This window comes from Kitasatospora sp. A2-31 (assembly GCF_022288725.1).
Classification (GTDB): domain Bacteria; phylum Actinomycetota; class Actinomycetes; order Streptomycetales; family Streptomycetaceae; genus Kitasatospora.
Map to the genome: position 1 here is coordinate 471737 of NZ_JAKNTA010000003.1, position 23164 is coordinate 494900.

At 73.8% G+C, this 23164-nt stretch carries 20 protein-coding genes; 15 read left to right on the forward strand and 5 right to left on the reverse strand.

Translation table 11 applies throughout. The features are described 5' to 3' along the window. Window positions 1-79: 79 nt before the first annotated feature. Entirely contained in the window at window positions 80-910 is an 831-nt protein-coding gene (locus tag MCM47_RS10920) for a hypothetical protein (RefSeq protein ID WP_238860827.1), read from the reverse strand. Between the two features lie 241 nt (window positions 911-1151). Between MCM47_RS10920 and MCM47_RS10925 the strand changes: the two genes are divergently transcribed. Continuing rightward, window positions 1152-1793: an ATP-binding protein gene (locus MCM47_RS10925; RefSeq protein WP_238860829.1), complete on the forward strand. Its 642-nt coding sequence runs from the start codon at window positions 1152-1154 to the stop codon at window positions 1791-1793. A gap of 104 nt (window positions 1794-1897) precedes the next feature. Here the strand turns inward: MCM47_RS10925 and MCM47_RS42540 are convergent, their stop codons facing one another. Continuing rightward, window positions 1898-2905 (reverse strand): LAETG motif-containing sortase-dependent surface protein, encoded by a 1008-nt coding sequence (locus MCM47_RS42540; protein WP_305067962.1) that lies wholly within the window; start codon window positions 2903-2905, stop codon window positions 1898-1900. A 149-nt stretch (window positions 2906-3054) separates the two neighbouring features. Between MCM47_RS42540 and MCM47_RS10935 the strand changes: the two genes are divergently transcribed. From MCM47_RS10935 to MCM47_RS10975, 10 genes are all read left to right on the forward strand, one after another. Further along, window positions 3055-3963 (forward strand): LysR family transcriptional regulator, encoded by a 909-nt coding sequence (locus tag MCM47_RS10935; protein ID WP_238861411.1) that lies wholly within the window; start codon window positions 3055-3057, stop codon window positions 3961-3963. A 59-nt stretch (window positions 3964-4022) separates the two neighbouring features. Continuing rightward, window positions 4023-5099 carry an allantoicase gene (gene alc, locus MCM47_RS10940; RefSeq protein WP_238860832.1) on the forward strand — a complete coding sequence of 359 codons (1077 nt, stop codon included), beginning with the start codon at window positions 4023-4025 and terminating at the stop codon, window positions 5097-5099. Between the two features lie 141 nt (window positions 5100-5240). Next, window positions 5241-5459 carry a hypothetical protein gene (locus MCM47_RS10945; RefSeq protein WP_238860834.1) on the forward strand — a complete coding sequence of 73 codons (219 nt, stop codon included), beginning with the start codon at window positions 5241-5243 and terminating at the stop codon, window positions 5457-5459. 143 nt (window positions 5460-5602) lie between these two features. Further along, on the forward strand, window positions 5603-6931 hold the full coding sequence (locus MCM47_RS10950; RefSeq protein WP_238860836.1) for an amidase: 1329 nt from the start codon (window positions 5603-5605) through the stop codon (window positions 6929-6931). Window positions 6932-7025: 94 nt separating this feature from the next. After that, a complete protein-coding gene (locus tag MCM47_RS41650) occupies window positions 7026-7160 on the forward strand; it encodes a hypothetical protein (RefSeq protein WP_255751977.1) in 135 nt (44 codons plus the stop codon). Next, a complete protein-coding gene (locus MCM47_RS10955) occupies window positions 7160-9703 on the forward strand; it encodes an FtsX-like permease family protein (protein WP_238860837.1) in 2544 nt (847 codons plus the stop codon). The genes MCM47_RS41650 and MCM47_RS10955 overlap by 1 nt, the downstream gene beginning before the upstream one ends. 146 nt (window positions 9704-9849) lie before the next feature. Further along, window positions 9850-10539 (forward strand): TetR/AcrR family transcriptional regulator, encoded by a 690-nt coding sequence (locus tag MCM47_RS10960; RefSeq protein ID WP_238860840.1) that lies wholly within the window; start codon window positions 9850-9852, stop codon window positions 10537-10539. A gap of 209 nt (window positions 10540-10748) precedes the next feature. Beyond that, window positions 10749-11618: an alpha/beta hydrolase gene (locus MCM47_RS10965; protein WP_238860842.1), complete on the forward strand. Its 870-nt coding sequence runs from the start codon at window positions 10749-10751 to the stop codon at window positions 11616-11618. Next, window positions 11615-12310 (forward strand): TIGR03086 family metal-binding protein, encoded by a 696-nt coding sequence (locus MCM47_RS10970; RefSeq protein ID WP_238860844.1) that lies wholly within the window; start codon window positions 11615-11617, stop codon window positions 12308-12310. Before MCM47_RS10965 ends, MCM47_RS10970 begins: the two co-directional genes overlap by 4 nt. A gap of 378 nt (window positions 12311-12688) precedes the next feature. Continuing rightward, window positions 12689-13510, forward strand: coding sequence for a protein phosphatase 2C domain-containing protein (locus MCM47_RS10975; protein ID WP_238860846.1), 822 nt, complete (start codon window positions 12689-12691; stop codon window positions 13508-13510). Between the two features lie 105 nt (window positions 13511-13615). Here MCM47_RS10975 and MCM47_RS10980 read toward each other — a convergent pair whose 3' ends face one another. Continuing rightward, a complete protein-coding gene (locus MCM47_RS10980) occupies window positions 13616-14566 on the reverse strand; it encodes a pirin family protein (protein ID WP_238860848.1) in 951 nt (316 codons plus the stop codon). 154 nt (window positions 14567-14720) lie between these two features. Further along, a complete protein-coding gene (locus tag MCM47_RS10985) occupies window positions 14721-15221 on the reverse strand; it encodes an SseB family protein (RefSeq protein WP_238860851.1) in 501 nt (166 codons plus the stop codon). Window positions 15222-15435: 214 nt separating this feature from the next. On the opposite strand from MCM47_RS10985, the gene MCM47_RS10990 reads away from it, so the two are divergent. Both MCM47_RS10990 and MCM47_RS10995 read left to right on the forward strand, forming a co-directional pair. Further along, window positions 15436-17265 (forward strand): acyl-CoA dehydrogenase, encoded by a 1830-nt coding sequence (locus MCM47_RS10990; protein WP_238860853.1) that lies wholly within the window; start codon window positions 15436-15438, stop codon window positions 17263-17265. Between the two features lie 290 nt (window positions 17266-17555). Further along, window positions 17556-18866 carry a M18 family aminopeptidase gene (locus MCM47_RS10995; RefSeq protein WP_238860855.1) on the forward strand — a complete coding sequence of 437 codons (1311 nt, stop codon included), beginning with the start codon at window positions 17556-17558 and terminating at the stop codon, window positions 18864-18866. An 86-nt stretch (window positions 18867-18952) separates the two neighbouring features. On the opposite strand, the gene MCM47_RS11000 is transcribed toward MCM47_RS10995, so the two are convergent. Continuing rightward, the gene (locus tag MCM47_RS11000; RefSeq protein ID WP_238860857.1) at window positions 18953-20773 is read right to left on the reverse strand and encodes an NHL domain-containing thioredoxin family protein; all 1821 of its coding nucleotides are present in this window, start codon (window positions 20771-20773) and stop codon (window positions 18953-18955) included. A 345-nt stretch (window positions 20774-21118) separates the two neighbouring features. On the opposite strand from MCM47_RS11000, the gene MCM47_RS11005 reads away from it, so the two are divergent. Both MCM47_RS11005 and MCM47_RS11010 read left to right on the forward strand, forming a co-directional pair. Next, window positions 21119-22525 (forward strand): CBS domain-containing protein, encoded by a 1407-nt coding sequence (locus MCM47_RS11005; protein ID WP_238860859.1) that lies wholly within the window; start codon window positions 21119-21121, stop codon window positions 22523-22525. Window positions 22526-22959: 434 nt separating this feature from the next. Further along, window positions 22960-23164, forward strand: a 205-nt coding sequence (locus MCM47_RS11010; RefSeq protein WP_238860861.1) for an LURP-one-related family protein, incomplete at its 3' end; no start/stop codon positions are given.

Below are 23164 nucleotides of genomic sequence, written 5' to 3' on the forward strand. Positions count from 1 at the left end.
CGGACCGCGCGGATGCGCGGCGACGGCCCGGCTGCCGCGTACGCCCGGAGCCCGGCCCGTGGGGGACCGGGAGGCGGGATCAGTACGCGAGCGCCCCGAACGGCGGCCCCCGCCGCACCACGCTGTGCCGCAGCGCGGCACCGGCCGGCAGCGGACCCTCACCACCGCGCGCGCCGTACCGGCGGACCGGTCCGGGCGTGCCGAGCAGGCCGCCGAGCAGAACGGCGGCCAGGGCGAACGCGGTCCGCAGCGGAGCCGCCCAGTGCTCCCGGGCGGCGGTGGCGGCGATCCTCACCAGCCGCCAGAGCGCGGCCTCGCCGCGCCGCAGCCACCAGCCGGCCACCAGAGCGGCGGCGAGGTGGCCCGCGAGCATCGACGGCGTCAGGCCGAACAGGCCGCCCTGCCACCAGGGCGCGGCGGCGAACGCGCTCGGGTCCAGGCCCGCCCCGGCGACCAGCTGCTCGGGGGTCGGGCCGCCGGACAGCCCGGCCAGGGTGCCGGGGTTGGCCTCGTTGCAGATCAGCCGGCCGGCCACCTCGTGCAGGGTCAGCGGGCCGGAGCCCGCGGCGCCGTGGTGCATCCCGGCCGCCGCGGCACCGTGGCCGCCGAGGGCGTGGAAGAGGAAGTGCAGGCCGAGCTGGCCGGCGCCGAGCACGCCGGCGATGGCGCCGAGCGAGCGCTCCCGCCCGCCGAGGGCCACCGCGAGCACCAGGACGGCCGCGAAGCCCGCCGCCAGCGTGGTGGGGGCGACGTTCCCGCCCCCGGCCAGCGCGTGCCCGGCGGCCGCGATCAGCGTGCAGACCAGCGCGAACGGCACGGCCCGTGCAAGCCGCAGGTCCCAGGCGGCGGCCCCCACCGGCGCGTCCGGTGCGGGGTCGCCCGGGTGCGGGGCGGCGGCGTGGGCAGTCATGGCGGGGCCCATCATCTCATCGCCTACCGGGCAGCCACGGGCAGGGTGGGAAACGCGGTGGCTTGTCCGACGAATGCCCCGTTCGGCCCCGGCGCGTGGTCGCGCGTGTGCGCCGCTCGGCACAGAGCACGGCCCCAGTCCATCCGCCGAACGAGCGGTAGCCGGCCTCCGGAACGGTTCATCCCGGAATCGCCCGGAGATACCTCGCTATATGTGGAGCCGCAGCCAGGAGGGACCTCCCGTGGACATCTGGTGGACTCTGCACCTCAAGCGCGACCCGGCCAGCGTCCCGCTGGCCCGGCGCATCCTGCTCGGTGCGATGGCGACGGCGGGCGTCGACCCGCAGGTCGCCCACGACCTCGGCCTCGCCCTCAGCGAGGCCTGCGCCAACGCCGTGGAGCACGGCGCCGGCGGCCGGCCCGACGAGGGCTTCCAGGTCAGCGCGTCCATCAGCGGCGACCTGCTGCGGATCGAGGTGACCGACTCGGGCCCCGGGCTCGCCGTGCCCACCCCGCCGGCCGCGCCGTCGCTGCGGCGCCCGCCCGCCCCGCCGGCCCGCCCCGCGGCGGTCGGGCACCGCCCGCGCCGCAGCCGGCGCGGCCGCGCCAGCGTCCCCGCGCCGGTGCTCACCGGGCACCGGCCGCGCCGCGAGGGCCGCCCCTACGACACCCACGTGCTGCCGTGCCGCCCGCCGGCCCCGACGCTTCGCCCGGTGGACGTCGACACGCTGCCCGACCTCACCGCGGAGTCCGGCCGGGGCCTCTTCCTGATCCACGCCCTCACCGACCACGTGCAACTGCGCAACCACCCGCTCCGCGGCGCGATCGTCAGCTTCGACAAGATCCTCAAATGGCAGGACGGCGCCCTCCTGCGGGCGTGCTGAGAAGGCCGGCGCACGGAAGGACACGGGGACACGGAGAAGGGGTACGGGCGGCGCGCCCGTACCCCTTCTCCCGGTCGGCCGACGTCAGCCGGCCGCTAGCGGTCTCAGCTGTGCGAACCGGCCTTGCGGCGGCGCAGGACGAAGAGCGTCCCGGCGCCGGCGGCGAGCACGGCGGCGCCGCCGACCGCGATCGGGAGGGTGTTGGAGCTGCTACCGGTCTCGGCCAGGTGCGGCCCCGCCGCCGGCGAGGTGGAGGCGGAGGCCTTGGCGGTGGTGGACGGAGCGGCGTCGGCGACCTTGAAGAGGTCGTCGACCCGGTGGTCGCCGAAGTACTCGTGGCAGCCGTTGGTCAGGGTGCTGCCCGGCACGTTCTTGCTGGGGATGGTCTCGGAGGTTCCGCGCAGCTCGGCGAAGTAGTCGGCGCTGCGGGCCTTGCCGGTCGCCTTGAGGCGCACCTGGAGGGTGAGCTTCGCGCCCTTGGCGATCTTGAAGTCGCCGAGGTCCACCAGCATGTAGACCGGGTTGGACTGCTCGACGGCCTTCCAGTCGCCGCCCGGCAGCTTCGCCTCGACGGTGAAGGCCTCCTTGATCGAGGTGGACGGGGCCGCCGCCCCCTCCTGCTGGATGTCGGTGGCGAAGAGGAAGGCGTTGAACTTCTGCAGGTCGACCGGGCTGGTGTTCTCGAAGGTCACCGAGAGCTCCTGCGCCGGGCCGCCCTTGACCAGGGTGGTGCCCGCCAGGCCGGAGCCGGTGGCCTTGATCTCGTCCTCACGGAAGCCGCCCGGGCAGTTGCCACCCACGCTCGGGCTCGGAACCGGCACGGTCGGGCGGACGGTCGGCTTGGCCGTGGTGGCGGAGGCCGACGCGCTCGGGGAGGCGGTGGTGGGCTTGGCGGTGGGGCTGGCGCTGGCCGACGGGGAGGCCGAGCCGGTGGCCGACGGGGTGGCGGACGGCGTGCCCGACGGCGTCGCGGTGGCCGAGCTGGTGGCCGTCGGGGTCGGCGAGACAGCGGCCGCGCCGGCGGTGGCCGTGCCGACGGTCGCGCCGAGGGAGAGCGCGAGCAGCGAGGACGCGGCCAGCAGGCGGGAAGTACGCACGTTCTTTGCCCCCATGAGGTGAATTCTGTCTGGATATGAGCGACTTGATGCCTGGTGTGATCGCCGGCGGTCGCAGGAGCGGCACCTTATCGGGGCGCCGGCGACGGGTTTCGGCCGGGGTGGCCGAGACGACTCGGCGGTGGTCCTACGCTGGCGCGATGGGTGTGGGCGAGTGGGATCTGCGGCGGCTGCGGGTGCTGCGGGCGGTGGACGAGTGCGGCACGGTGACCGGCGCGGCCGAGCGGCTCCGCCTCTCGCCGTCGGCGGTCTCCCAGCAGGTGTCGGCGCTGGCGAAGCAACTGGGAGCGCCGATGCTGGAGCCGTACGGGCGGCGGGTCCGGCTGACCCCGGCGGCACGCCTGGTGCTGCGCCACGCGGAGCCGGTGTTCGGGCAGTTGGAGCAGGCCGAGGCCGAGCTGGCCGGCTACCTGCACGGCGAGGCCGGCGAGCTGCGGGTGGGCGCGTTCGCCACCGCGATCGCCGGACTGCTCGTCCCGGCGATCGCCCGGCTGCGGGAGTGCGCACCGCGGCTGGCGGTCCAGGTGGTGGAGGCCGAGGCGGCCGGGGCGTACGGGCTGCTGGCGGCGGGCGAGGTCGACCTGGCGCTGTCGCTCGCCGTGCAGCCGGGCGGCGGCGACCCGCGCTTCGTCCAGTCGGTGCTGCTCAGCGACCCGCTGGACGTCGCGCTGCCGCCCGGCCACCCGCTGGCCGGGGCGCCGCGGCTGCGGCTGGCCGACCTCGCCGCCGAGCCGTGGATCTACGGCGCCGCCGGGCCGTGGCGGGAGATCACCCTGGCGGCCTGCGCGGACGCCGGGTTCGTGCCGGAGCGGGCCCACACCGCGGCGGACTGGACGGCGATCCTGGCGATGGTCGGGGCGGGCCTCGGGGTGGCGCTGGTGCCCCGGCTGGCCTCGGCGCGGCGCGGGGGCGGGGCGGTGGTGCGGGCGCTTCCCGCCGACCTGCCGACCCGTCGGGTGGTGGCGGCGGTGCGGACCGGGACGGAGGCGACGCCGCCGCTGCGCCGGTTGCTGGGAGTGCTGGCCGAGGTGGCCGCGACCGTGCAGCCGGACTGAACGTTCTGCTCAATACTTTGTGATGGACCTGACCGATCGGGCGGAGCCATCGTGGAGGCATGGCCTTCGAGACGCTCTCCGACGCTGCCGCCCTGCCCTACGCGGGCGGCAACCCGTACGCCGACTACCGCTCCGGCGACTTCGCCTTCACCACCCTGACCGACCTGGCCGACCGCCGGCTCGGCGGCGCCGTGATCGCCGCCAACGACGAGCTCTTCGCCGAGCGGGAGAACCTGCTGCTCCCCGAGCCCGCCGAGTTCCGGCCCCACACCTTCGGCAACAAGGGCCAGATCATGGACGGCTGGGAGACCCGCCGGCGGCGTGGCGCCGGCGCCGGCCACCCGCACCCGGCGGCCGACGACCACGACTGGGCGCTGGTCCGGCTCGGGGTGCCGGGCGTCGTCCGCGGCGTGGTCGTCGACACCGCCCACTTCCGGGGCAACCACCCGCAGCAGATCGCCGTCGAGGGCGCCGAGCTCCCCGGCACCCCCGGGCCGGAGGAACTGCTGGCCGACTCCACCGCCTGGCACCCGCTGGTGCCGCGCTCGCCGGTGCGCGGCCACGCCGCCAACGGCTTCACCGTCGAGGACGGCCGCCGGTTCACCCACCTGCGGCTCAGCCAGTACCCCGACGGCGGCATCGCCAGGTTCCGGGTGCACGGCGAAGCCCGGCCGGACGCCGCCTGGCTGGCCGCGCTCGGCACCTTCGACCTCGCCGCGATCGAGAACGGCGGCGCGGTCGAGGACGCCTCGGACCGCTTCTTCTCGCCCCCGGCCAACCTCGCGCTGCCCGGCAGGTCCCGGGCGATGGGCGACGGGTGGGAGAACCGGCGGCGGCGCGACGACGGCCACGACTGGGTCCGGCTGCGGCTGGCCGGGCGCGGCGCGATCCGGGCCGTCGAGATCGACACCGGCTGCTACGTCGGCAACGCGGCCGGCTGGGCCGCGCTGTACGGGCGGGACGAGCGGGCCGCCGACCCGCAGGAGTGGTTCGAGCTGGTCCCGCGGACGCGGCTGCAGCCCGACGCCGTCCACCGCCTGGTCCTGGACGCGCCCCGACCCGCCACCCACGTCCGGCTGGACGTCTTCCCCGACGGCGGCATCGCCCGCCTGCGACTGCACGGCAGCCTGGTCTGAGGCCTCCTCGAAGGGGCCCGGTCGGTCCCCCGGCCGCCCCGCGGCACGTCCTGCCGCCCCGCCCGTGCGCCCCGCCCGCGCCGCCGTCCTCCGGTTGCCGCGGCCGGAGGGCGGCCGGACGATGGGGGGATGATGCACCAGATGCGAGCCGAGTACGGTGCCGGCGGCCCGGCCGCCGGGGTGAAGCTCTGGCACATGGTCCGCGGCACCGAGGCCGTCGCCATGTGCGGCCGGGAGCTCGCGGACGACGCGCCGGTGCGGGAGGCGACGGACTGGGGCAAGACCGCCGAACTCTGCTGCCACACCTGCGGCGCGTACTACCTGCGCGAGACGCCGTACCTGGCCACCGAGCACCCCTGAACGGCGGCTCCCCCCTGAACGGCGGCTCCCCGCTGAACGGCGACTCCCCCCGACGCCGGCACCCCCGGAGGCACCCACCCGGACACCGGTCCCCGGGCGACACCCGCGGTCGGCCGCCCGTGAACCGGGATACCGTGACCGGTATGGAGGAACCCCTGGCCGGCCCGCGGTCGTTGGCCCGTGAGGCCGCCGCCCTGCGGGCCGCCGGCCCCGACCTGGCCGGCCACGTCGACCGGCTCTGCACCCGGATCGAACGGGTCGACCCGCTGATCCACGCCTTCGTGCCCGAGCCCGGCCGGCCGGCCCGGCTGCACGCCGAGGCCCGGGCGCTGGCCGCGCGGTACCCCGACCCGGCCGCCGCACCGCCGCTCTACGGCGTGGCGGTCGGCGTCAAGGACGTCGTCCGCGTCGACGGCCTGCCCACCCACGCCGGCTCGGCGCTGCCCCCGGGCGTGCTGGCCGGGCCGCAGGCCGCGGTGGTCGACCGGCTGCGGGCCGCGGGCGCGCTGGTGGCCGGCAAGACGGTCACCGCCGAGTTCGCGGGCAGCGCCCCGGGTCCGACCCGCAACCCGCACCACCCCGGCCACACCCCGGGCGGCTCCAGCAGCGGTTCGGCGGCGGCCGTCGCGGCCGGGCTGGTGCCGCTGGCGATCGGCACCCAGACCATCGGCTCGGTGGTCCGCCCTGCCGCCTACTGCGGCGTCGTGGGGTTCCGGCCGACCTTCGGGCGGATCCCGACGGACGGCGTGGTCCCGAACGCGCCGAGCTACGACACCCTGGGCCTGTTCACCGCCGACCTGGCCGGCGCGGCGCTGGCGGCGCCCCTGTTCTGCGACGGTTGGCGTGCCGAGGCGGCCCAACCGGTCGGTCCGGCGGGCCCGGCGCCCGTCCTCGGCGTGCCGGTCGGCCGCTTTCTGGAGCGGGCCCGGCCGGAGGCGGTGAAGGCCTTCGAGGAACAGCTGGCGCGGCTGGCGGCCGCCGGTCTGACGGTGCGCCGGATCGACCTGCTGCCCGACTTCGAGTCGGTGCTGCGGCAGGTGCACACGATCAACCGCTTCGAGCAGGCCCGCACCCACGCCGACTGGTTCAGCCGCTTCGCCGGCCTCTACCGGCCGGAGACGGCGGCCGGCATCCGGCAGGGCCAGGCGGTGGCGCCGGAGGACTACGCGGCGGCGCTGCGCGCCCGCGAGCACCTGCGTGACCGCGTCGCCGAGGAGCGCGAACGGGCCGGTGTGGACCTGCTGTTGGCGCCCTCCGCGACCGGTCCGGCCCCGTCCGGCCTGGCCGCCACCGGGGACCCGGTGATGTCGCTGCCGTGGAGCCACCTCGGGCTGCCCGCGCTCAGCCTGCCGGCCGGGAGGACGGCGGACGGCCTGCCGCTGGGCCTGCAGGTGATCGGCGCCGCCGGGGACGACGAGCGACTGCTGGCCCAGGCGGCCCTGCTGGAAGGGGCGTTGGGCGCGGCGGAGTAGGGCAGCCGGCGGGCTCGCTCGGGGGATAACCCCCGCCTCGACCGGCCGGGCCGCCGCACTGCGCCGGAGGTCCTCGGAACGGAAGCCTGGGGGCATGACGAAAACGCCCGCCGCCGGCCGCCCGGACCGCCCCGGCCGCCCCGCGCACCGGCCCTTCCACGGGGTCGCCCGCCGCACCGTCCCCGGCTCCGCCACCCGCGCCGACTCCCGTCGGGGAGTGTGGCTCTGATGCTGCTCTCGTACGCGCTCCAGAGCCTGCGCACCCGCCGGGCGAGCTTCGCGGGCGCCTTCGTCGCGCTGTTCTTCGCCGCCCTCACCGTCACCGCCTGCGGCACCCTGCTGGAGACCGGCCTGCGCGGTGAGGTCCGCGCCGAGCGGCTCGCCGGCACGCCGATCGTGGTGGCCGGCGACCAGCAGGTGCACAGGACCGTCGTCAAGGACAAGGGCAACGGGAAGACCAAGACCAAGGAGAAGGCCAAGCCGCTCGCCGAACGGGTCTGGCTGCCCGAGGAGTTGACCGCTCGGATCGCCGCGGTGCCGGGAGTGCGGGCGGCCGTGCCCGAGCTCGCCTTCCCGGCCCGCACGGTGGCCGCCGGCGGACGGTCCGGCGACGACCTCCCCTCGTACGGGCACTCCTGGGAGTCCGCCGCGCTGACCCCGTTCACCCTGGCCGAAGGCCGGGAGCCGGTCGCGGCCGACGAGCTGGTGCTGGACACCGGCGCGGCGGCCCGGGCCGGGCTGCGCGTCGGCGACCGGGTGACCGTCCGGGCCACCCGCGCCCCGGCCGAGTACCGGGTCACCGGACTCGCCGCCCCGCGCGGCGTCCGACTCGCCCAGCAGAGCGCGCTGTTCTTCAGCCCGGCCGAGGCACGCCGGCTGGCCGACCACCCCGGCCGGGTCGGCGCGATCGGCGTGCTGCCCGCGCCCGGCACCGACGCCGCCGCGCTGGCGGGCCGGCTGGCACCGGTGCTGGCCGGCAGTGGCGCCGTCGTCCACCGCGGCGCCGACCGCGGCCTGGCGGAGTTCCCGGACGCGGCGAACGCCAGGGTGAAGCTGGTCAGCATGGGCGGCGCGATCGGCGGCACCGCGCTGCTGGTCGCCGTACTGGTGGTGAGCGGCACCTTCGCCCTGACCATCCAGCAGCGCGGCCGCGAGATCGCGCTGCTGCGGGCGGTGGCGGCGACGCCGGGCCAGGTGCGGCGGCTGATCGGCCGGGAGGCACTGCTGCTCGGCCTGGCCGGCGGGGTGCTGGGCTCGCTCGCCGGCCTGCCGGCCGGACGCGAGCTGTACGACGGCTTCGTGGACCTCGGCGCGGTGCCGGGCACGCTGAACCTCGCGCAGAGCGTCTTCCCGATGGCCGTCGGCGTGCTGGCGGCGCTGTTCGGCGGCTGGGCCGCCGCCCGGATCTCCGCCCGCCGGACGTCCCGGATCCGCCCCGGCCAGGCGCTGGCGGAGGCGGCCGTGGAGGTGCGCACCGGCGGCTGGGTCCGCACGGTGGCCGGTCTGGTGACCCTGGCGGGCGGCGTCACCCTGGTCGCCGTCCTGTCGGCGCTGGACACCGAGAAGGCCTCCACCCCGGTCACCTTCGCCACCGTGCTGGTACTGGCGATCGCGGTGTCGCTGCTCGGCCCGGTGCTGGCCCGGATCGCCGCCGCCGTGATCGGCGGGGTACTGCGGCTCTCCCGGGTGAGCGGGCACCTGGCCGCCGCCAACCTGCGCGCCGAAGCCCGCCGGACGGGTGCGGTCGCCGCGCCGCTGGCCCTGCTGACCGCGATGGTCTGCACCGTGCTGTTCACCCAGGCCACGCTCGACGGTGCGGCCGGCCGGCAGGCCGAGGAGGGCGTCCGGGCCCCGTGGGCGCTGGCCGCCAGCGCCCCGGGCGTGCCCGGTGAGGCGGCGCAGGCGGTCCGGGCGCTGCCCGGGGTGACGGCGGCGACCGAGGTGGTCCGCAGCTCGGTCCGGATCGACCTGGAGAAGTACTCCGCGCAGGGCGTCACCACCGCGGGCCTGACCGCGGCGTGGGACCCCCGGGTGACGGCCGGCACGCTGGCCGGCTTCGGCGACGGCGACCTCGCGGTCAGCGAGACGACGGCCGGCGCGCTCGGGGTGCACCCGGGCTCGGTCGTCCGGCTGACCCTCGGCGACGGCACCCCGGCCGAGCTGACCGTCCGGGCGGTCTACGCCCGCGGCCTCGGCTTCGGCGACCTGACCCTTCCGCACGCGCTGCTGGCCCGGCACGTGGACGACCCGCTGGCCGCGGCCGTCCTGGTCGCCGCCGACGCCAGCGTCACCCGGGAGCGGCTGACCGCGGCGGTGGCCGGCTACCCCGGCGTGCGGGTGCTGGACCGGGCGCAGGCCGGGGAGATCGCGGCCGAGGGCCGGCGCACGGGTGCCGAGGTCAACCTCCTGGGCATGGGCCTGGTCCTGGGCTTCACCGCGATCTCCGTGGTCAACACGCTGGCGATGGCGACGGCGGACCGGCGGCGGGAGTTCGCCCTGCTCCGGCTGGCCGGCACCACCCGCCGCCAGATCCTGCGGATGCTGCGCCTGGAGGCGGCGGCGGTGGCGGTCACCGGGGCGGCGCTCGGCACGGCGATCGCGGGCGCGGTGCTGACCGCCTTCAGCGTGGGGATGACCGGGGCGGCCGAGCCCGCCTGGCCGTGGGCGGACTACGCCGGGGTGCTGGCGGTCACGGCGGTGCTGGCCCTGGCCGCGACGGCGCTGCCGGGCCGGGCGGCCCTGCGCGGCCCGGCCCTCGCGGCCCGGGGGTAGGACCCGTCCTGCCGGACCTCCGCCCGGCGGGCGGGCGGCGATACCCTGGCGGGACGCAGACGCGGCGGGCGGCTCACGACTGTGGGCCGCCCGCCGCCCTTGGGTGACGACGGCGCCGCCGTCCCGACCGACAGCTGAGGTGCACCGTGACCGGCTCCGCGACCGACCGACGCACCGGCGGGCAGGGCGGCGGCGGGACGGGCGGACGCGTCGACGGCCGCCTCCAGCGCGGCGAGGAGACCCGCCGGGCGGTGCTCCGCCGGGCGGTCGAGATCGCCTCGGTGGAGGGGCTCGGCGCGCTCTCGATCGGCCGGCTCGCCACCGACCTCGGCCTGAGCAAGAGCGGGGTCTTCGCGGGCTTCGGTTCCAAGGAGGAGCTGCAGCTCGCCACCGTCCGGGCGGCCCGGCGGATCTACTACGACGCGGTGATCGGCCCGGTCGAGGGCGATCGCCCCGGTCTGGCCGCGGTCTGGCGGCTCTTCGAGTCCTGGATCGCCTACTCGCGGGCCCGGGTGTTCCCCGGCGGCTGCTTCTTCTACGGCGTCACCGCCGAGTTCGACGCCCAGCCGGGACCGGTGCGCGACCTGCTGGCGACCAGCGCCCGGGAGTGGCAGCAGACCGTCCGCGCGCGGCTGGAAGGCGCCCGGGACGCGGGCGAGCTGCGCGCCGACGCCGATCCGGACCAGCTGGTCTTCGCCCTGACCAGCTTCATGGAGACGGCCAACTCGCAGGCGCTGCTGTTCGGCGAGGACGCCCCGTACGACCGGGCGGTCAGGGCGGCCCGGAGCCTGCTGCGGGCCGCGGCGAGCGACCCGGCCGCGCTGCCGGAGGGCTGACCGGCCCGCTGCGTGCGGCAGCTCCGCAGGTCCGGGGCCCGGTCGTTCCCTCTCCATCCGGGCCACTACCGGGTCTCCATCCGGGCCCCCACCGGGCCCCCACCCGGGCCTTCCCCGGACCAGAAAACTGCACGAACGATCGTGCTAATATCTCCCCGAGTCCGGCCCCCGCACCCACGCAGACCCGTCAGCACCGACAGGGAGACCCGATGGACCCGGCCGTCGCACTGATCCGCACCACCCTCAACACCGCCTCGCTGCTCGCGCCCGGCGCGGCCGGCCGCGCGGCGTTCGCGCTGTTCCGCCACCCGCTCCGGCGCGGCCGGCTGCGCCCGCACGAGCAGCACGTCCACGCCCGGGCCGCCACCGAGCGGTTGGCCGTCGGCGGCAAGCCCGTGGTGGCCTACCGCTGGGGCGACGGCGCCCGGCCCGTCCTGCTGCTGCACGGCTGGCAGTCCCGGGCCTCGCGGTTCGCCCCGCTCGTGCCGCGGCTGCAGGCGCTGGGCATGACCCCGATCGCCTTCGACGCCCCCGGCCACGGCGAGTCCGGCGGCCGTACCACCCACGTGCTGGAGTACCGCGAGCTGGCCTTCCGGCTGCAGGAGCGGTACGGCGACTTCGAGGCCGTGGTGGCGCACTCGCTCGGCGTCAACGCGGCCTTCCTCGCGCTGCGCGGGGGCCTGCGGGCCGGGCGGCTGGTGGCCGTCGCCGGGGCCGCCGAGGTCTCCTTCATGCCCGCGGCCTTCTGTGCCGCGGCCGGTCTGAACGCGCGGGTCGAGCGGCGGTTGCGGCAGCTGGTGGAGCGGGAGATGTTCCCCGGCGTCGAGGACGTCGCGGAGTACTTCGACGCCACCCGCCACCCCGCGGAGATCGCCGTGCCGATCCTGGTGGCGCACGACGAGGGCGACGACGTCGTCCCGGTGGACCACGCCCACCGGCTCAAGTCCGCGTACGGCGACCGGCTGGAACTGCTGGTCACCCGTGGGCTGGGCCACCGGCGGATCCTCGGCGAGCCCGCCGTCCTCGACAACGCCGTCGGCTTCCTGGCCGCCGCCGACCGCACGGCGGGTGCCGCGTGAGCACCGTCCGCCCGCCCGGCCCCCCGGGCCGCACCGAACCGCTCGGACTGCGCGAACCCGAACTGCGCGAACCCGAACTGCGCGAACTGCATGCGAGCGCGCTGGAGTCGGCGGCCCGGCTGGTCGACACGGTGCAGCCGGAGCAGTTGGTGCTGGCGACACCGTGCGCCGGCTGGACGCTGCGGGAGCTGCTGGCGCACGCGGTCGGCCAGCACCGGGGCTTCGCCGCCGCGGCGCGCGGCGCCGGCCCCGACCCCGCCCGGTTCGCGGCCGTGCCGGTCGGCAACGACCCGGCCGGTCCGTTCCGGCGCTCGGCCGCGGAGCTGGCGGCCGCCTTCGCGGAGGCGGCGGCCGACCGCGAACGGCGGCTCCGGCTGCCGGAGATCGACCGGGACGTGGCCTTCCCGCTGCGCCTGGCGGTCGGCTTCCACCTGCTGGACACCCTGGTGCACACCTGGGACGCCGCGGCCGCGCTCGGTGTCGGCGCCGGTGTCGCCGCGGCCGTGGACGGCGAGCCGCGACTCGCCGCCGCCCTGCTGGCGGTGGCCGAGCGGGTGCCCGCCGGGCCGGCGGACCGGGCGCCGGGGCGCGCCTTCCGCGAACGCCGGGAGCCCGGCGCCGCCGCCGGGCCGTTCCATCGCGCGCTCGCCCTGCTGGGCCGCGACCCGGCCTGGGCGCTGCCCGAGCGGTAGCGCCGGTGGCGCGGCCCGGCCCGGCCCGGCGCGGGCGGCTCAGCCGTCGTCGCGCGGCTCGTCGGGGAACCGCGGCCCGCCGATCAGGTAGAGCAACGCGGCGATCGGGAAGCCGATCGAGGCGGCCAGCAGCACGATGAATTGCCAGAACATCCGTCGCTCCTCGTCCTGGTCGGTCGTCCCGCCCGTGGCGCCCCGTCAGCCCCGGGAGGCTCGGGCACCCGAACGGGGATCTCAAACCCGTCGGGCCCCGATTGGCCGGATTGTCCACTCGCTATCCGACGGTATGGCCGAATTGCCCCCGCTGCCACCGGACGGCGCAGCGAGCCGCGTGCAGGGGTCTGGGCCTGTGCCCGGCCCGGCGGCCACACTGTCGGGATGCAGGTACAGCTCGCAGGAGAAGCACGGCGGCCGGGCAGCGAGAGCGAGGACTTCGCGGCGGCGTCGCCGGAGGCGCTCGTCCTCCTCGACGGTTCGAGCTCGCCGACCGGCCTGGAGTCCGGGTGCCGCCACGGCACCCCCTGGTACGTACGGCGGCTGGGGGTGCACCTGCTGGCCCGGCTCACCGACCGCGCGGACCGCTCGATCGCCGAGTGCCTGGCCGACGCCATCGTGGAGACCGCGGCGCTGCACGGCGGGCGGTGCGACCTCGCCCACCCCAACACGCCGGCCGCCATGGTCGTCGCGGCCCGTCGGCACGGCACCGCACTGGAGTACCTGGTGCTCGGCGATTCGTTGCTGGTGCTGGAGTTCAAGGACGGCCCGCCCAGGGTGATCGGTGACAACCAGCGCTTCCCCGGCGGGGAGGAGCTGCGCCGGCAGGTTTGGTCGACGGTGCCCGGCTCGGCCGAGCGCGCCGCGCTGCACCTCGAGTACGCGCTGGCGGTGCGGGCGGCCCGGAACAACGGCGGCGGTCCGTGGATCGCCGCCGCCAGCCCGAAGGCCGCCCAGCACGCCGAGACCGGCTTCGTCGACCTGGACCGGCTGCGCGCGGTGGCCGCGCTGACCGACGGCGCCTCGCGCTACACCGAGCGGTTCGGCCTCGGCAGCTGGGGCGACGCCCTGCGGCTGCTCGCCGAGTCGGGGCCGGGCGAGCTGATCGCCCAGGTGCGGGCGGTCGAGCGGGCGGACGCCGACTGCGAGCGCTGGCCGCGCGGCAAGGCGCACGACGACGCCTCGGCCCTCTACGCACTGCTGTAGGGGACCGAGGCGTTCCGGGGGCCCGGTCCCCCGGGTGTTCCGGGGGACCGGGCCCCCGGGCGGGGACGAGGCCGCCCCTCGTCCGGGGGGCGCGGCGGCCGCCGGTCAGTCGATCGGGTGGCCGAACGAACCGGACTGGAAGTCCCGCATCGCCTGCTCCAGTTCGCGGTGGCTGTTCATCACGAACGGCCCGTACCAGGCGACCGGCTCCCGGATCGGCTGCCCGCCCAGGATGATCACGTCCAGGTTGGGGTGCCGGGAGTCCTGCTTGGCGTCGGCGGAGACGGTGAGGGTGTCGCCCTCGCCGAACACCGCGGCCTGCCCGCTGCGGATCGGCCGGCCCTCCGCGCCGATCCTGCCGTCGCCGTTGAGGACGTACGCCAGCGCGTTGAAGTCCGGCCGCCACGGGATGGTGACCTGCGCGCCCGGGGTGATGCTGGCGTGCAGCAGGGTGATCGGGGTGTGGGTGATGCCCGGGCCCTCGTGGCCGTCCAGCTCGCCGGCGATCAGCCGCAGCACCGCGCCGCCGTCCGGGGAGGAGAGCAGCTTGACGTGGCCGCCGTGGATGTCCTGGTACCGCGGCGCGGTCATCTTGTCGGCGGCCGGCAGGTTGACCCAGAGCTGGATGCCGTGGAACAGGCCGCCGGTCATCACCAGCGACTCGGGCGGCGTCTCGATGTGCAGGATGCCCGAGCCGGCGGTCATCCACTGGGTGTCGCCGCCGCCGAGGTGGCCGCCGCCGCCGTGCGAGTCCTTGTGGATGAACTCGCCGTCGATCAGGTAGGTGACCGTCTCGAAGCCGCGGTGCGGGTGCCAGGGGGTGCCCTTCGGCTCGCCGGCCGCGTACTCAACCTCGCCCATCTGGTCCATCATGATGAACGGGTCGAGGTACTTAGTGTTGATCTTGGCGAAGGCGCGGCGGACGGGGAAGCCCTCGCCTTCGAAGCCCTCCGGGGCGGTGACCACCGTGAGGACCGGCCGGGCGCTGGTGGCGTTCGGGTCGGGGGTGGCGACGCGGGGGAGGGTCAGCGGGTTCTCGACGGTCACGGCGGGCATGTCGGCCTCCTTCGGGGGTTCCTCTGGCCTACGTCCACGAGAATAGTTCAATCCTCAACAAGAAGCAAGTTGAAGATTGAACTATGTGTCGACGACGGGGCCGGGCGCTGCCCCGGCGGCCGGCCGGCCTCTTCGAGGGGCGGCCCGGCGGCTCCTAGCCGTACATCCGGCGCATGGTGAAGTCGACCATCTGCTCGACGGCCTTGGCGTCGAACACCATCCGGTGCTCGCCCTCCATGTCCAGCGCGAAGCCGTAGCCCGTCGGGAGCAGGTCGAGGACCTCCGCGCCGGTGACGGTGAAGTGCTTGGAGTCCTTGCCGGCGTAGCGGCGCAGCTCCTTCAGCGAGCTGAACATCGGGATCACCGGCGTGGGCGTGTTGTGCAGCGCCAGGAACCCGGGCCGGTCGCCGCGCGGGCAGTGCACCTTGGAGGTGATGAAGATGGCCTGGAAGTCCTCCACGGCCATCGACCCGGTGGTGAAGGCCCGGACGGCGTCCGCCAGCGACGGCGGGGACGGCTCCGGGTAGAGGGACTGCTGGCCCTGCGGCTGCTCGCCGTACGGGCCGGGGCCGGGCATGCCGCTCATGCCCGGCTGCGGTCCCGCCTGTTGCTGGTAGGAGCCGCCCGGGTATGCGTTCTGGTCATAGCCGTACACACGGACAGGCTATCGGGAGCGCCGCCACCCGTGCTGGCGTCGATCCTGACAAGGAGTGGTCGTCCCGCCTTGTGGGACGTGACCACGTTCATAGCGGATTCACTGCCGGGGGCTTGAACAAGTTACCGCTGGGTAGCATCATGATGCCTACTGGTGGGTACGGGGCGCCCGAACGCGGCGGTCTCCCGGAAGCGACGAACCGGAGAAAACGGCCATGGGTCACTACAAGTCCAACCTGCGGGACGTGGAGTTCAACCTCTTCGAGGTGTTCGGCCGCGAGCAGGTCTACGGCACCGGACCGTTCGCGGACATGGACGTCGAGACCGCGAAGAACATCCTGAGCGAGATCGCACGCCTCGCCGAGAACGACCTCGCCGCGTCCTTCGCCGACACCGACCGCAACCCGCCGGTCTTCGACCCCGAGACCAACACCGCGCCGGTCCCGGCCACCTTCAAGAAGAGCTACCAGACCTACATGGACGCCGAGTGGTGGCGTCTGGGCATCCCGGAGGAGATCGGCGGCCAGGTCACGCCGTCCTCGCTGATCTGGGCCTACGCCGAGCAGGTCCTGGGCTCCAACCCGGCCATCTGGATGTACTCCTCCGGCCCGGCCTTCGCCGGCGTCGTGCACGACGAGGGCACCGAGGAGCAGAAGAAGGTCGCCCAGCGGATGACCGAGCGCCTCTGGGGCGCCACCATGGTCCTCACCGAGCCGGACGCCGGTTCGGACGTGGGCGCCGGCCGCACCAAGGCCATCAAGCAGGAGGACGGCTCCTGGCACATCGAGGGTGTGAAGCGCTTCATCACCTCGGGCGAGCACGACATGTCCGAGAACATCATCCACCTGGTGCTGGCCCGCCCCGAGGGCGGCAAGCCGGGCACCAAGGGCCTGGGCCTCTACATCGTCCCGAAGTTCGACTTCGACTGGGAGACCGGCGAGCTCGGCGAGCGCAACGGCGTCTACGCCACCAACGTCGAGCACAAGATGGGCCTCAAGGCCTCCAACACCTGCGAGATGACCTTCGGTGCCAAGCACCCGGCCAAGGGCTGGCTGCTGGGCGAGACCGTCGACGGCATCCGCCAGATGTTCAAGATCATCGAGTTCGCCCGCATGATGGTTGGCACGAAGGCGATCGCCACCCTCTCCACCGGCTACCTGAACGCGCTGGAGTACGCCAAGGAGCGCGTGCAGGGCGCCGACATCTCGCAGTTCCTGGACAAGACCGCCCCGCGCGTCACCATCACCCACCACCCGGACGTGCGCCGCTCGCTGCTGACCCAGAAGGCCTACGCCGAGGGCATGCGCGCGCTGGTCCTGTTCACCGCGTCCACCCAGGACGACATGCTGGCCGCCCGCCTGCGCGGCGAGCGCGACGAGGCCGCCGAGCGCCTGAACGACCTGCTCCTGCCGATCGTCAAGGGCTACGGCTCGGAGAAGTCCTACGAGCAGCTCGCCCAGTCCCTGCAGACCTTCGGTGGCTCCGGCTACCTGCAGGAGTACCCGATCGAGCAGTACATCCGGGACGCCAAGATCGACACCCTCTACGAGGGCACCACCGCGATCCAGGGCCAGGACTTCTTCTTCCGCAAGATCGTCAAGGACGGCGGCCAGGCGCTGACCGCGCTGTCCGAGCAGATCCAGAAGTTCCTCGCCACCGCCGAGGGCGGCGACGCCCTGGCCGCCGAGCGCGAGCTGCTCGCCAAGGCCGCCGGCGACCTGGAGGCGATCGTCGGCAAGCTGCTGGCGGACCTCTCCTCGGTCGAGCAGGACGTCAAGAACATGTACAAGGTGGGTCTCAACACCACCCGCCTGCTGCTGGTCTCGGGCGACGTCGTGGTCGGCTGGCTGCTGCTGCGCCAGGCCGCGGTGGCCCTGGCCAAGCTGGAGGCCGGTGCCTCGGAGAAGGACGTCGCGTTCTACCAGGGCAAGGTGGCCGCGGCCCGCTTCTTCGCCAAGAACGTGCTGCCGACCGTCGCCCCGCAGCGCCTGATCGCCGAGGGCATCGACAACGAGATCATGGAGCTGGCGGAGGAGGCGTTCTGACGCCGCGCACCCCACTGACCGCCTGACGAACCCTCACGACGAAGGGCCCGGTGCCGCACCGGGCCCTTCGTCGTTGCCCGCCGGCGGGCCCCGGGACGACCGTCCGCGACCGGGCGGTGCCCCCCGGTGCCCGGCTCCCCGGCTCCCCGGCGTGGTGTCAGTTCACGTTTCTGTCTGTGTTCTGCATCCGTTGGGACGTTCCGAGTGTCATGTCCGTGTACGGGCATATGCTCAAGGTGCGAAGCCGAACCCCCCATCCGGCTCCGGCCCTCCCTCGACTCAGGAGCAGCATGTCGACCGCCGCCCGTCAGGCCTACTTCGACCGGACGCACACCGATGATCTGATCGCCTTCCTCGGTACCTCACCGTCGCCGTACCACGCGGTCGCCAGCGCCGCGGAGCGGCTGGAGAAGGCGGGCTTCCGGCAGGTGGCCGAGACGGACGCCTGGGACGCCTCGGCCGGGGGCCGCTACCTGGTCCGCGGCGGCGCACTGATCGCCTGGTACGTGCCCGAGGGCGCCGGCCCCGAGACGCCGTTCCGGGTGGTCGGCACCCACACCGACTCGCCCAACCTGCGGGTCAAGCCGCTGCCGGACACCGGCTCGGCGGGCTGGCGGCAGGTCGCGGTGGAGATCTACGGCGGCGTGCCGCTGAACACCTGGCTCGACCGCGACCTCGGCCTCTCCGGGCGGCTGGCCCTGCGCGACGGCAGCGTGCGGCTGGTGCAGCTGGACGAGCCGCTGCTGCGGGTGCCGCAGCTGGCCATCCACCTGGACCGCCAGGTCAACGAGGGCATGAAGCTCGACAAGCAGCGCCACCTCACCCCGATCTGGGGCCTCGGCCCGGTCGACGAGGGCGGCCTGATCGAGTACGTCGCGCAGCGCGCCGGCGTCGAGGCCGCCGATGTGGCCGGCTGGGACCTCATGACCCACGACGTGCAGCCCGCCTCCTACCTCGGCCGGGACCGCGAGCTACTGGCCGGTCCGCGGCTGGACAACCTGCTCTCGGTGCACGCCGCGACCGCCGCGCTGGCCGCCGTCGCCACCGCCGCGGCCGCCGGTGCGGAGCTGCCGTACATCCCGGTGCTCGCCGCCTTCGACCACGAGGAGACCGGCAGCGAGTCCGACACCGGCGCGCAGAGCCCGCTGCTCGGCAACGTGCTGGAGCGCACCGTCCACGCCCGCGGCGGCAGCCGCGAGGACCGCGCCCGCGCGCTGGCCGGCACCGTCTGCCTCTCCTCCGACATGGGCCACGCCGTGCACCCCAACTACAGCGAGCGGCACGAGCCGGGGCACCACCCGATGCCCAACGGCGGGCCGATCCTGAAGGTCAACGTCAACAACCGGTACGCCACCGACGGCGTCGGCCGGGCGGTGTTCGCGGCGGCCTGCGACAAGGCCGGCGTGCCGTGGCAGACCTTCGTCTCCAACAACGCCATGCCCTGCGGCACCACCATCGGCCCGATCACCGCGGCCCGGCTGGGGATCGCCACGGTGGACTGCGGCATCGCCGCGCTCTCCATGCACTCGGCCCGCGAGCTGTGCGGCGCGGAGGACCCGTACCTGCTGGCGAGCGCGATCAAGGCCTTCCTGGAGGGCTGACGGCGCCGGACGCTCCGTGCCGAAGGGTCCGGCGGAGGGGAGTACCTCCGCCGGGCCCTTCGCCGTGCCGGCCGGCGCCCCGGGGCCTACTCCATGCCGGCGAGCACCAGCGGCAGCCGGCTCGCGCCGTCCGCGACCAGCTTCACCGGCACGCCCCAGTCCTGCTGGTGGACGTGGCAGGACGGGTACTCGATCTCCGGGTCGTCGTCGCAGGACGCGGCCATCGCCGAGACGTGCAGCACGCCCTCGGCCACCTCGGAGGAGAGCACCAGCTCACGGGTGAGCGCCGTGTCGGCGCCCGCCCCGGAGACCAGCAGCTCGGGCGGGGTGGAGCTGACCAGGAGCCGGGTGGACGGGCCGTAGCGCTCGTCCAGCTTCTGACCGGTGGGCGCCCGGAAGACCACGTCCAGCGTGAACGCGCCGGGTGCGACCTCGGTGGCGGCCCGCTGGGTGCGGTGCGCGACCGACTCGACCCGGACGGCCTCCTCGGGCAGCCGCAGCCTGGTCAGCCGGTGCCGCGCCGACTCCACCACCACGATGTCGTCGTCCACCAGCAGCGCGCCGGAGGGCTCGCGCAGGTCGGTGGCCAGCGTGGTCACCTCGCCGCTCGCCGGGTCGAAGCGGCGCAGCGCGTGGTTGTAGGTGTCGCTGACGGCCACCGAGCCGTCGGGCAGCACGGTGACGCCCAGCGGGTGCTGGAGCAGCGCCTGGTCGGCGGCACCGTCCCGGTGGCCGAAGTCGAACAGGCCGGTGCCGACGGCGCTGTGGACGGTCTTCGTTTCACGTGAAACCCACCGCAGCGCGGAGGTCTCCGAGTCGGCCACCCAGAGCCGCTCGCCGTCCGCCGAGACGGCGAGGCCGGACGGCTGGGCGAACCACGCCTCGTCGACCGGGCCGTCGACCAGGCCCTCGTTGGTGGTGCCGGCGGCGACGCCGACGGTGCCGGCGGCGGGGTCGAAGGCCCAGAGCTGGTGGACGCCGGCCATGGCGATCCAGACCTTGCCGTCGAACCAGGCGACGTCCCAGGGCGAGGAGAGGTCCACCTCGCGGGCCGGCCCCTCGGTGGCCGAGCCCTGCCACCACTGGCGGCCGGTGCCGGCCAGGGTGGTGGTGCGGCCGTCGCTCAGCCTGACGCCGCGCAGCGCGTGGTTGACGGTGTCGGCCACGATCACGTCGTGGTCGAGGCCGGCCTCGGCCGGCACCAGGACCAGGCCCTGCGGCTCGCTGAACCGCGGATCGGTGCCGTCGACCAGGCCGCGCACGCCGTCGCCGATCCGGCGGACGACGGTCTCGCCGTCCTCGGCCAGCTCGACCAGCGAGTGGTGGCCGGAGTCGGCGACCAGGAAGTGGCCGTTGGGCAGCCGGACGGCCTTGCCGGGGAACTTGAGGTCGCCCGCGGTGGGCTCCGGCGGCACGTACGGGCCGTCGCCGCGCCGCAGCGTGCCCTTAGCGGTGTGCTCGGCCTCCAGCTCCTCCACCAGCCGGGCGATCGCGTGCGCGTGCCCCTCGCCGGCGTGCTGGGCGACCACGTAGCCCTCAGGGTCGATCACCACCAGCGTCGGCCAGGCCCGCACCGCGTACTGCTTCCAGGTCGCCAGCGCCGGGTCGTCCAGCACCGGGTGGTGCACCTCGTACCGGGCCACGGCGTCCACCACGGCCTGGTGGTCGGCCTCGTGGACGAACTTGGGCGAGTGGACGCCGACGATCACCACGGTGTCGCGGTGCTTCTCCTCCAGCTCGCGCAGCTCGTCCAGGACGTGCAGGCAGTTGATGCAGCAGAAGGTCCAGAAGTCTAGTACCAAAATGCGACCTCGGAGGTCGGCAAGGGTCAGGTTCTTGCCGCCGGTGTTGAGCCAGCCACCGGCGCCGACCAGTTCAGGGGCGCGGACACGTGCACGAGAAGCCATGCCCCAATCAAACCTCACCCCGGCTGTCCGCATTCCGGAGGTAGCTGGGCTGGTCCCCGTCGTGCACCCTCGTTCTAGCGGCAAGACCTGCGTAGACGTTCCTTGCCCGTGGCCTCGGACTTCCTACTTCACCAGGCTGTCTGGTTGTGCGGCCTTCATGGGTAGTGGTCTGCAACGTTCGCGAAACATGAGGCTCACATGAGCGCGGGTGGGTGTGGCAGCACCACCGGCCGTGGGTGTCCCGAGCCAGGAGGTGGCATTCCCAAGGTATGAATTCTCGGGACGCTGGTGGCCGTGTCTGCCAAAATCGGCTGGTTGGTGCCGCAGGAGCCCCAGGAGCGAGACATGACCGACGTCGTAGGTGGTGCTGGTGGGAGCGAACCTGCTGGCAGGGCTTCGTACTTGCTCGCCGGAAGACGCGTAGGAATCGCTGACCTGGTCAGGGTGGGGCTGCTTCGCCCCGGTGATCAGCTCACCTTTGAACGACCTCGCGTTGGAGAGACACACTCTGCCCAGATCACCGATGACGCTCAGCTCAAGCTGATCGACGGGCAGTTGTTCAAGTCGCCCTCTACTGCTGCCATCGCGGCTGTAGGCGGAGGGTCCTTCGATGGCTGGCATGCCTGGGCGCTGCCTGACGGCAGGATGCTGGATGCTCTCCGGCAAGAGCTGTTGGACAACGTCGCCCAGGTGTCGGAAGGCGACGAAGAGACTCCGATCCGGTCCACAGCACGTCACGAGATGTTGAAGCAAGCCAGGGAGTCGGCCGAGCAGGGCCATCCTAAAAGCCTGCCAGTCCGTGATCTCCTCCAGTGGTGGGGTGCAGAGCGACGAGGCTACTTGATCAGCCAGCAGATTTCTGCGGAGCTTGCTAACCATAGTTTGTCGACCTCGCCGGATTTTGAGGCAGTAGGCCTTGATGTTGTTGTGGACCTTGTTGGTGCGTCAACCTTGACAGAAATTCAGCCTGAGCCGGAAACGCCGGCCCAGGCGGTAGCGAGTTCTCCTGTTCGCCACAGCGAGGAAGACACTCCCGTGTTGGGCCTTACAGTCGGTAACCTTCGCTCGGCGCTCACTGGTGTCGTGTCCGTATCGCCATCCTCCACGTTTGAAGAAGCGATCACCGAGATGGTGATCAACGGATTCTCGCAACTGCCCGTTATCGCTGGTACTCGCAATCTTCGTGGTGCGGTGACGTGGGAGTCAATCGCCCGTGCCCGTCACGTCGATCCGCAGGCACCATTTTCGAAGGCGATCATCCCGGCTCACGACGTCCCCTACGATCAGCACCTGATCGATGTTCTGCCGCTCCTCGCTGACTACAACTTCGTTCTCGTCCGGGATCAGACAAACGCCATTGCCGGTATCGTGACGGCGAACGACGTTGCGATGGAGTATGGCTCCATGGCGACACCCTTCTTCCTCATCGGAGAGTTCGATCAGCGTCTCCGCAGAATCCTGGCGGAAACCTTTACGATCGCTCACGTCGCCACGCTATGTGCGCCCGACGGTAACCGCACGATCGGCTCGTTTGACGACCTCTCTGTGGGTGATTACCAGCGGATCCTCGAAAGCGAGGATTCTTGGAAAACTCTGGGCTGGCCTCTGGATCGGAAGGTCTTCATCAAGCGTATCGATGAGCTGCGGGTCATCCGGAATGACCTTATGCACTTCAATCCGGATCCTATTCCCGACGATGCGGTCCAGAAGATCCGTCACATGATCGCCCTGCTTCGGGAGTACTCCGTCTGACGTCCACCCTTCGGTCCTCGGCGGCGCGTCCGGGGAGCTGAAGAATGCGCCATGACCGTGATGTGTTGTGGTCCCGAGCAGTCCGGAAAGGCCGATGCCCTGGCGGGACAACCGGTCCAGCTTCCACAGGGTGAGCGTCCCGACGAAGCCCCCATCTGGAGCTCCCTACATGATGTAGGACGTCCAGCTCCAGGATGGTGATCTTGCCCCGGAAGTCGGCGAGCGTGAGCTCCTTGCCTCCGGTGTTCAGCCAACCGCCTGCCCCGACCAGCTCCGGGGCGCGTAAACGTGCACGAGATGCCGTCCGTCCGCCTGGGCGGGCGTCCCGTCCTGTCGTTCCTGACCGCGGACGGGGCCGCGCGGCGGTGCTTCCCGGATCGGGGGAGATCGGGTCGAATGGCGGGCGGGGGCACGTCCACACCCGAGGAGGCACTGTGCGGTACCTGGTCAGGGAGAAGCTCTTCGCGATCGGCGACGACTACTGGATCGAGGACGACCGCGGGAACAAGGCGTACCTGGTGGACGGCAAGGTGCTGCGGCTGCGGCACACCTTCGAGCTGAAGGACGCCGACGGCCGGGTGGTCGCGGTGGTGCGGGAGAAGGCCTTCACCGTGCGGGACGCGATGCGGATCGAGAACG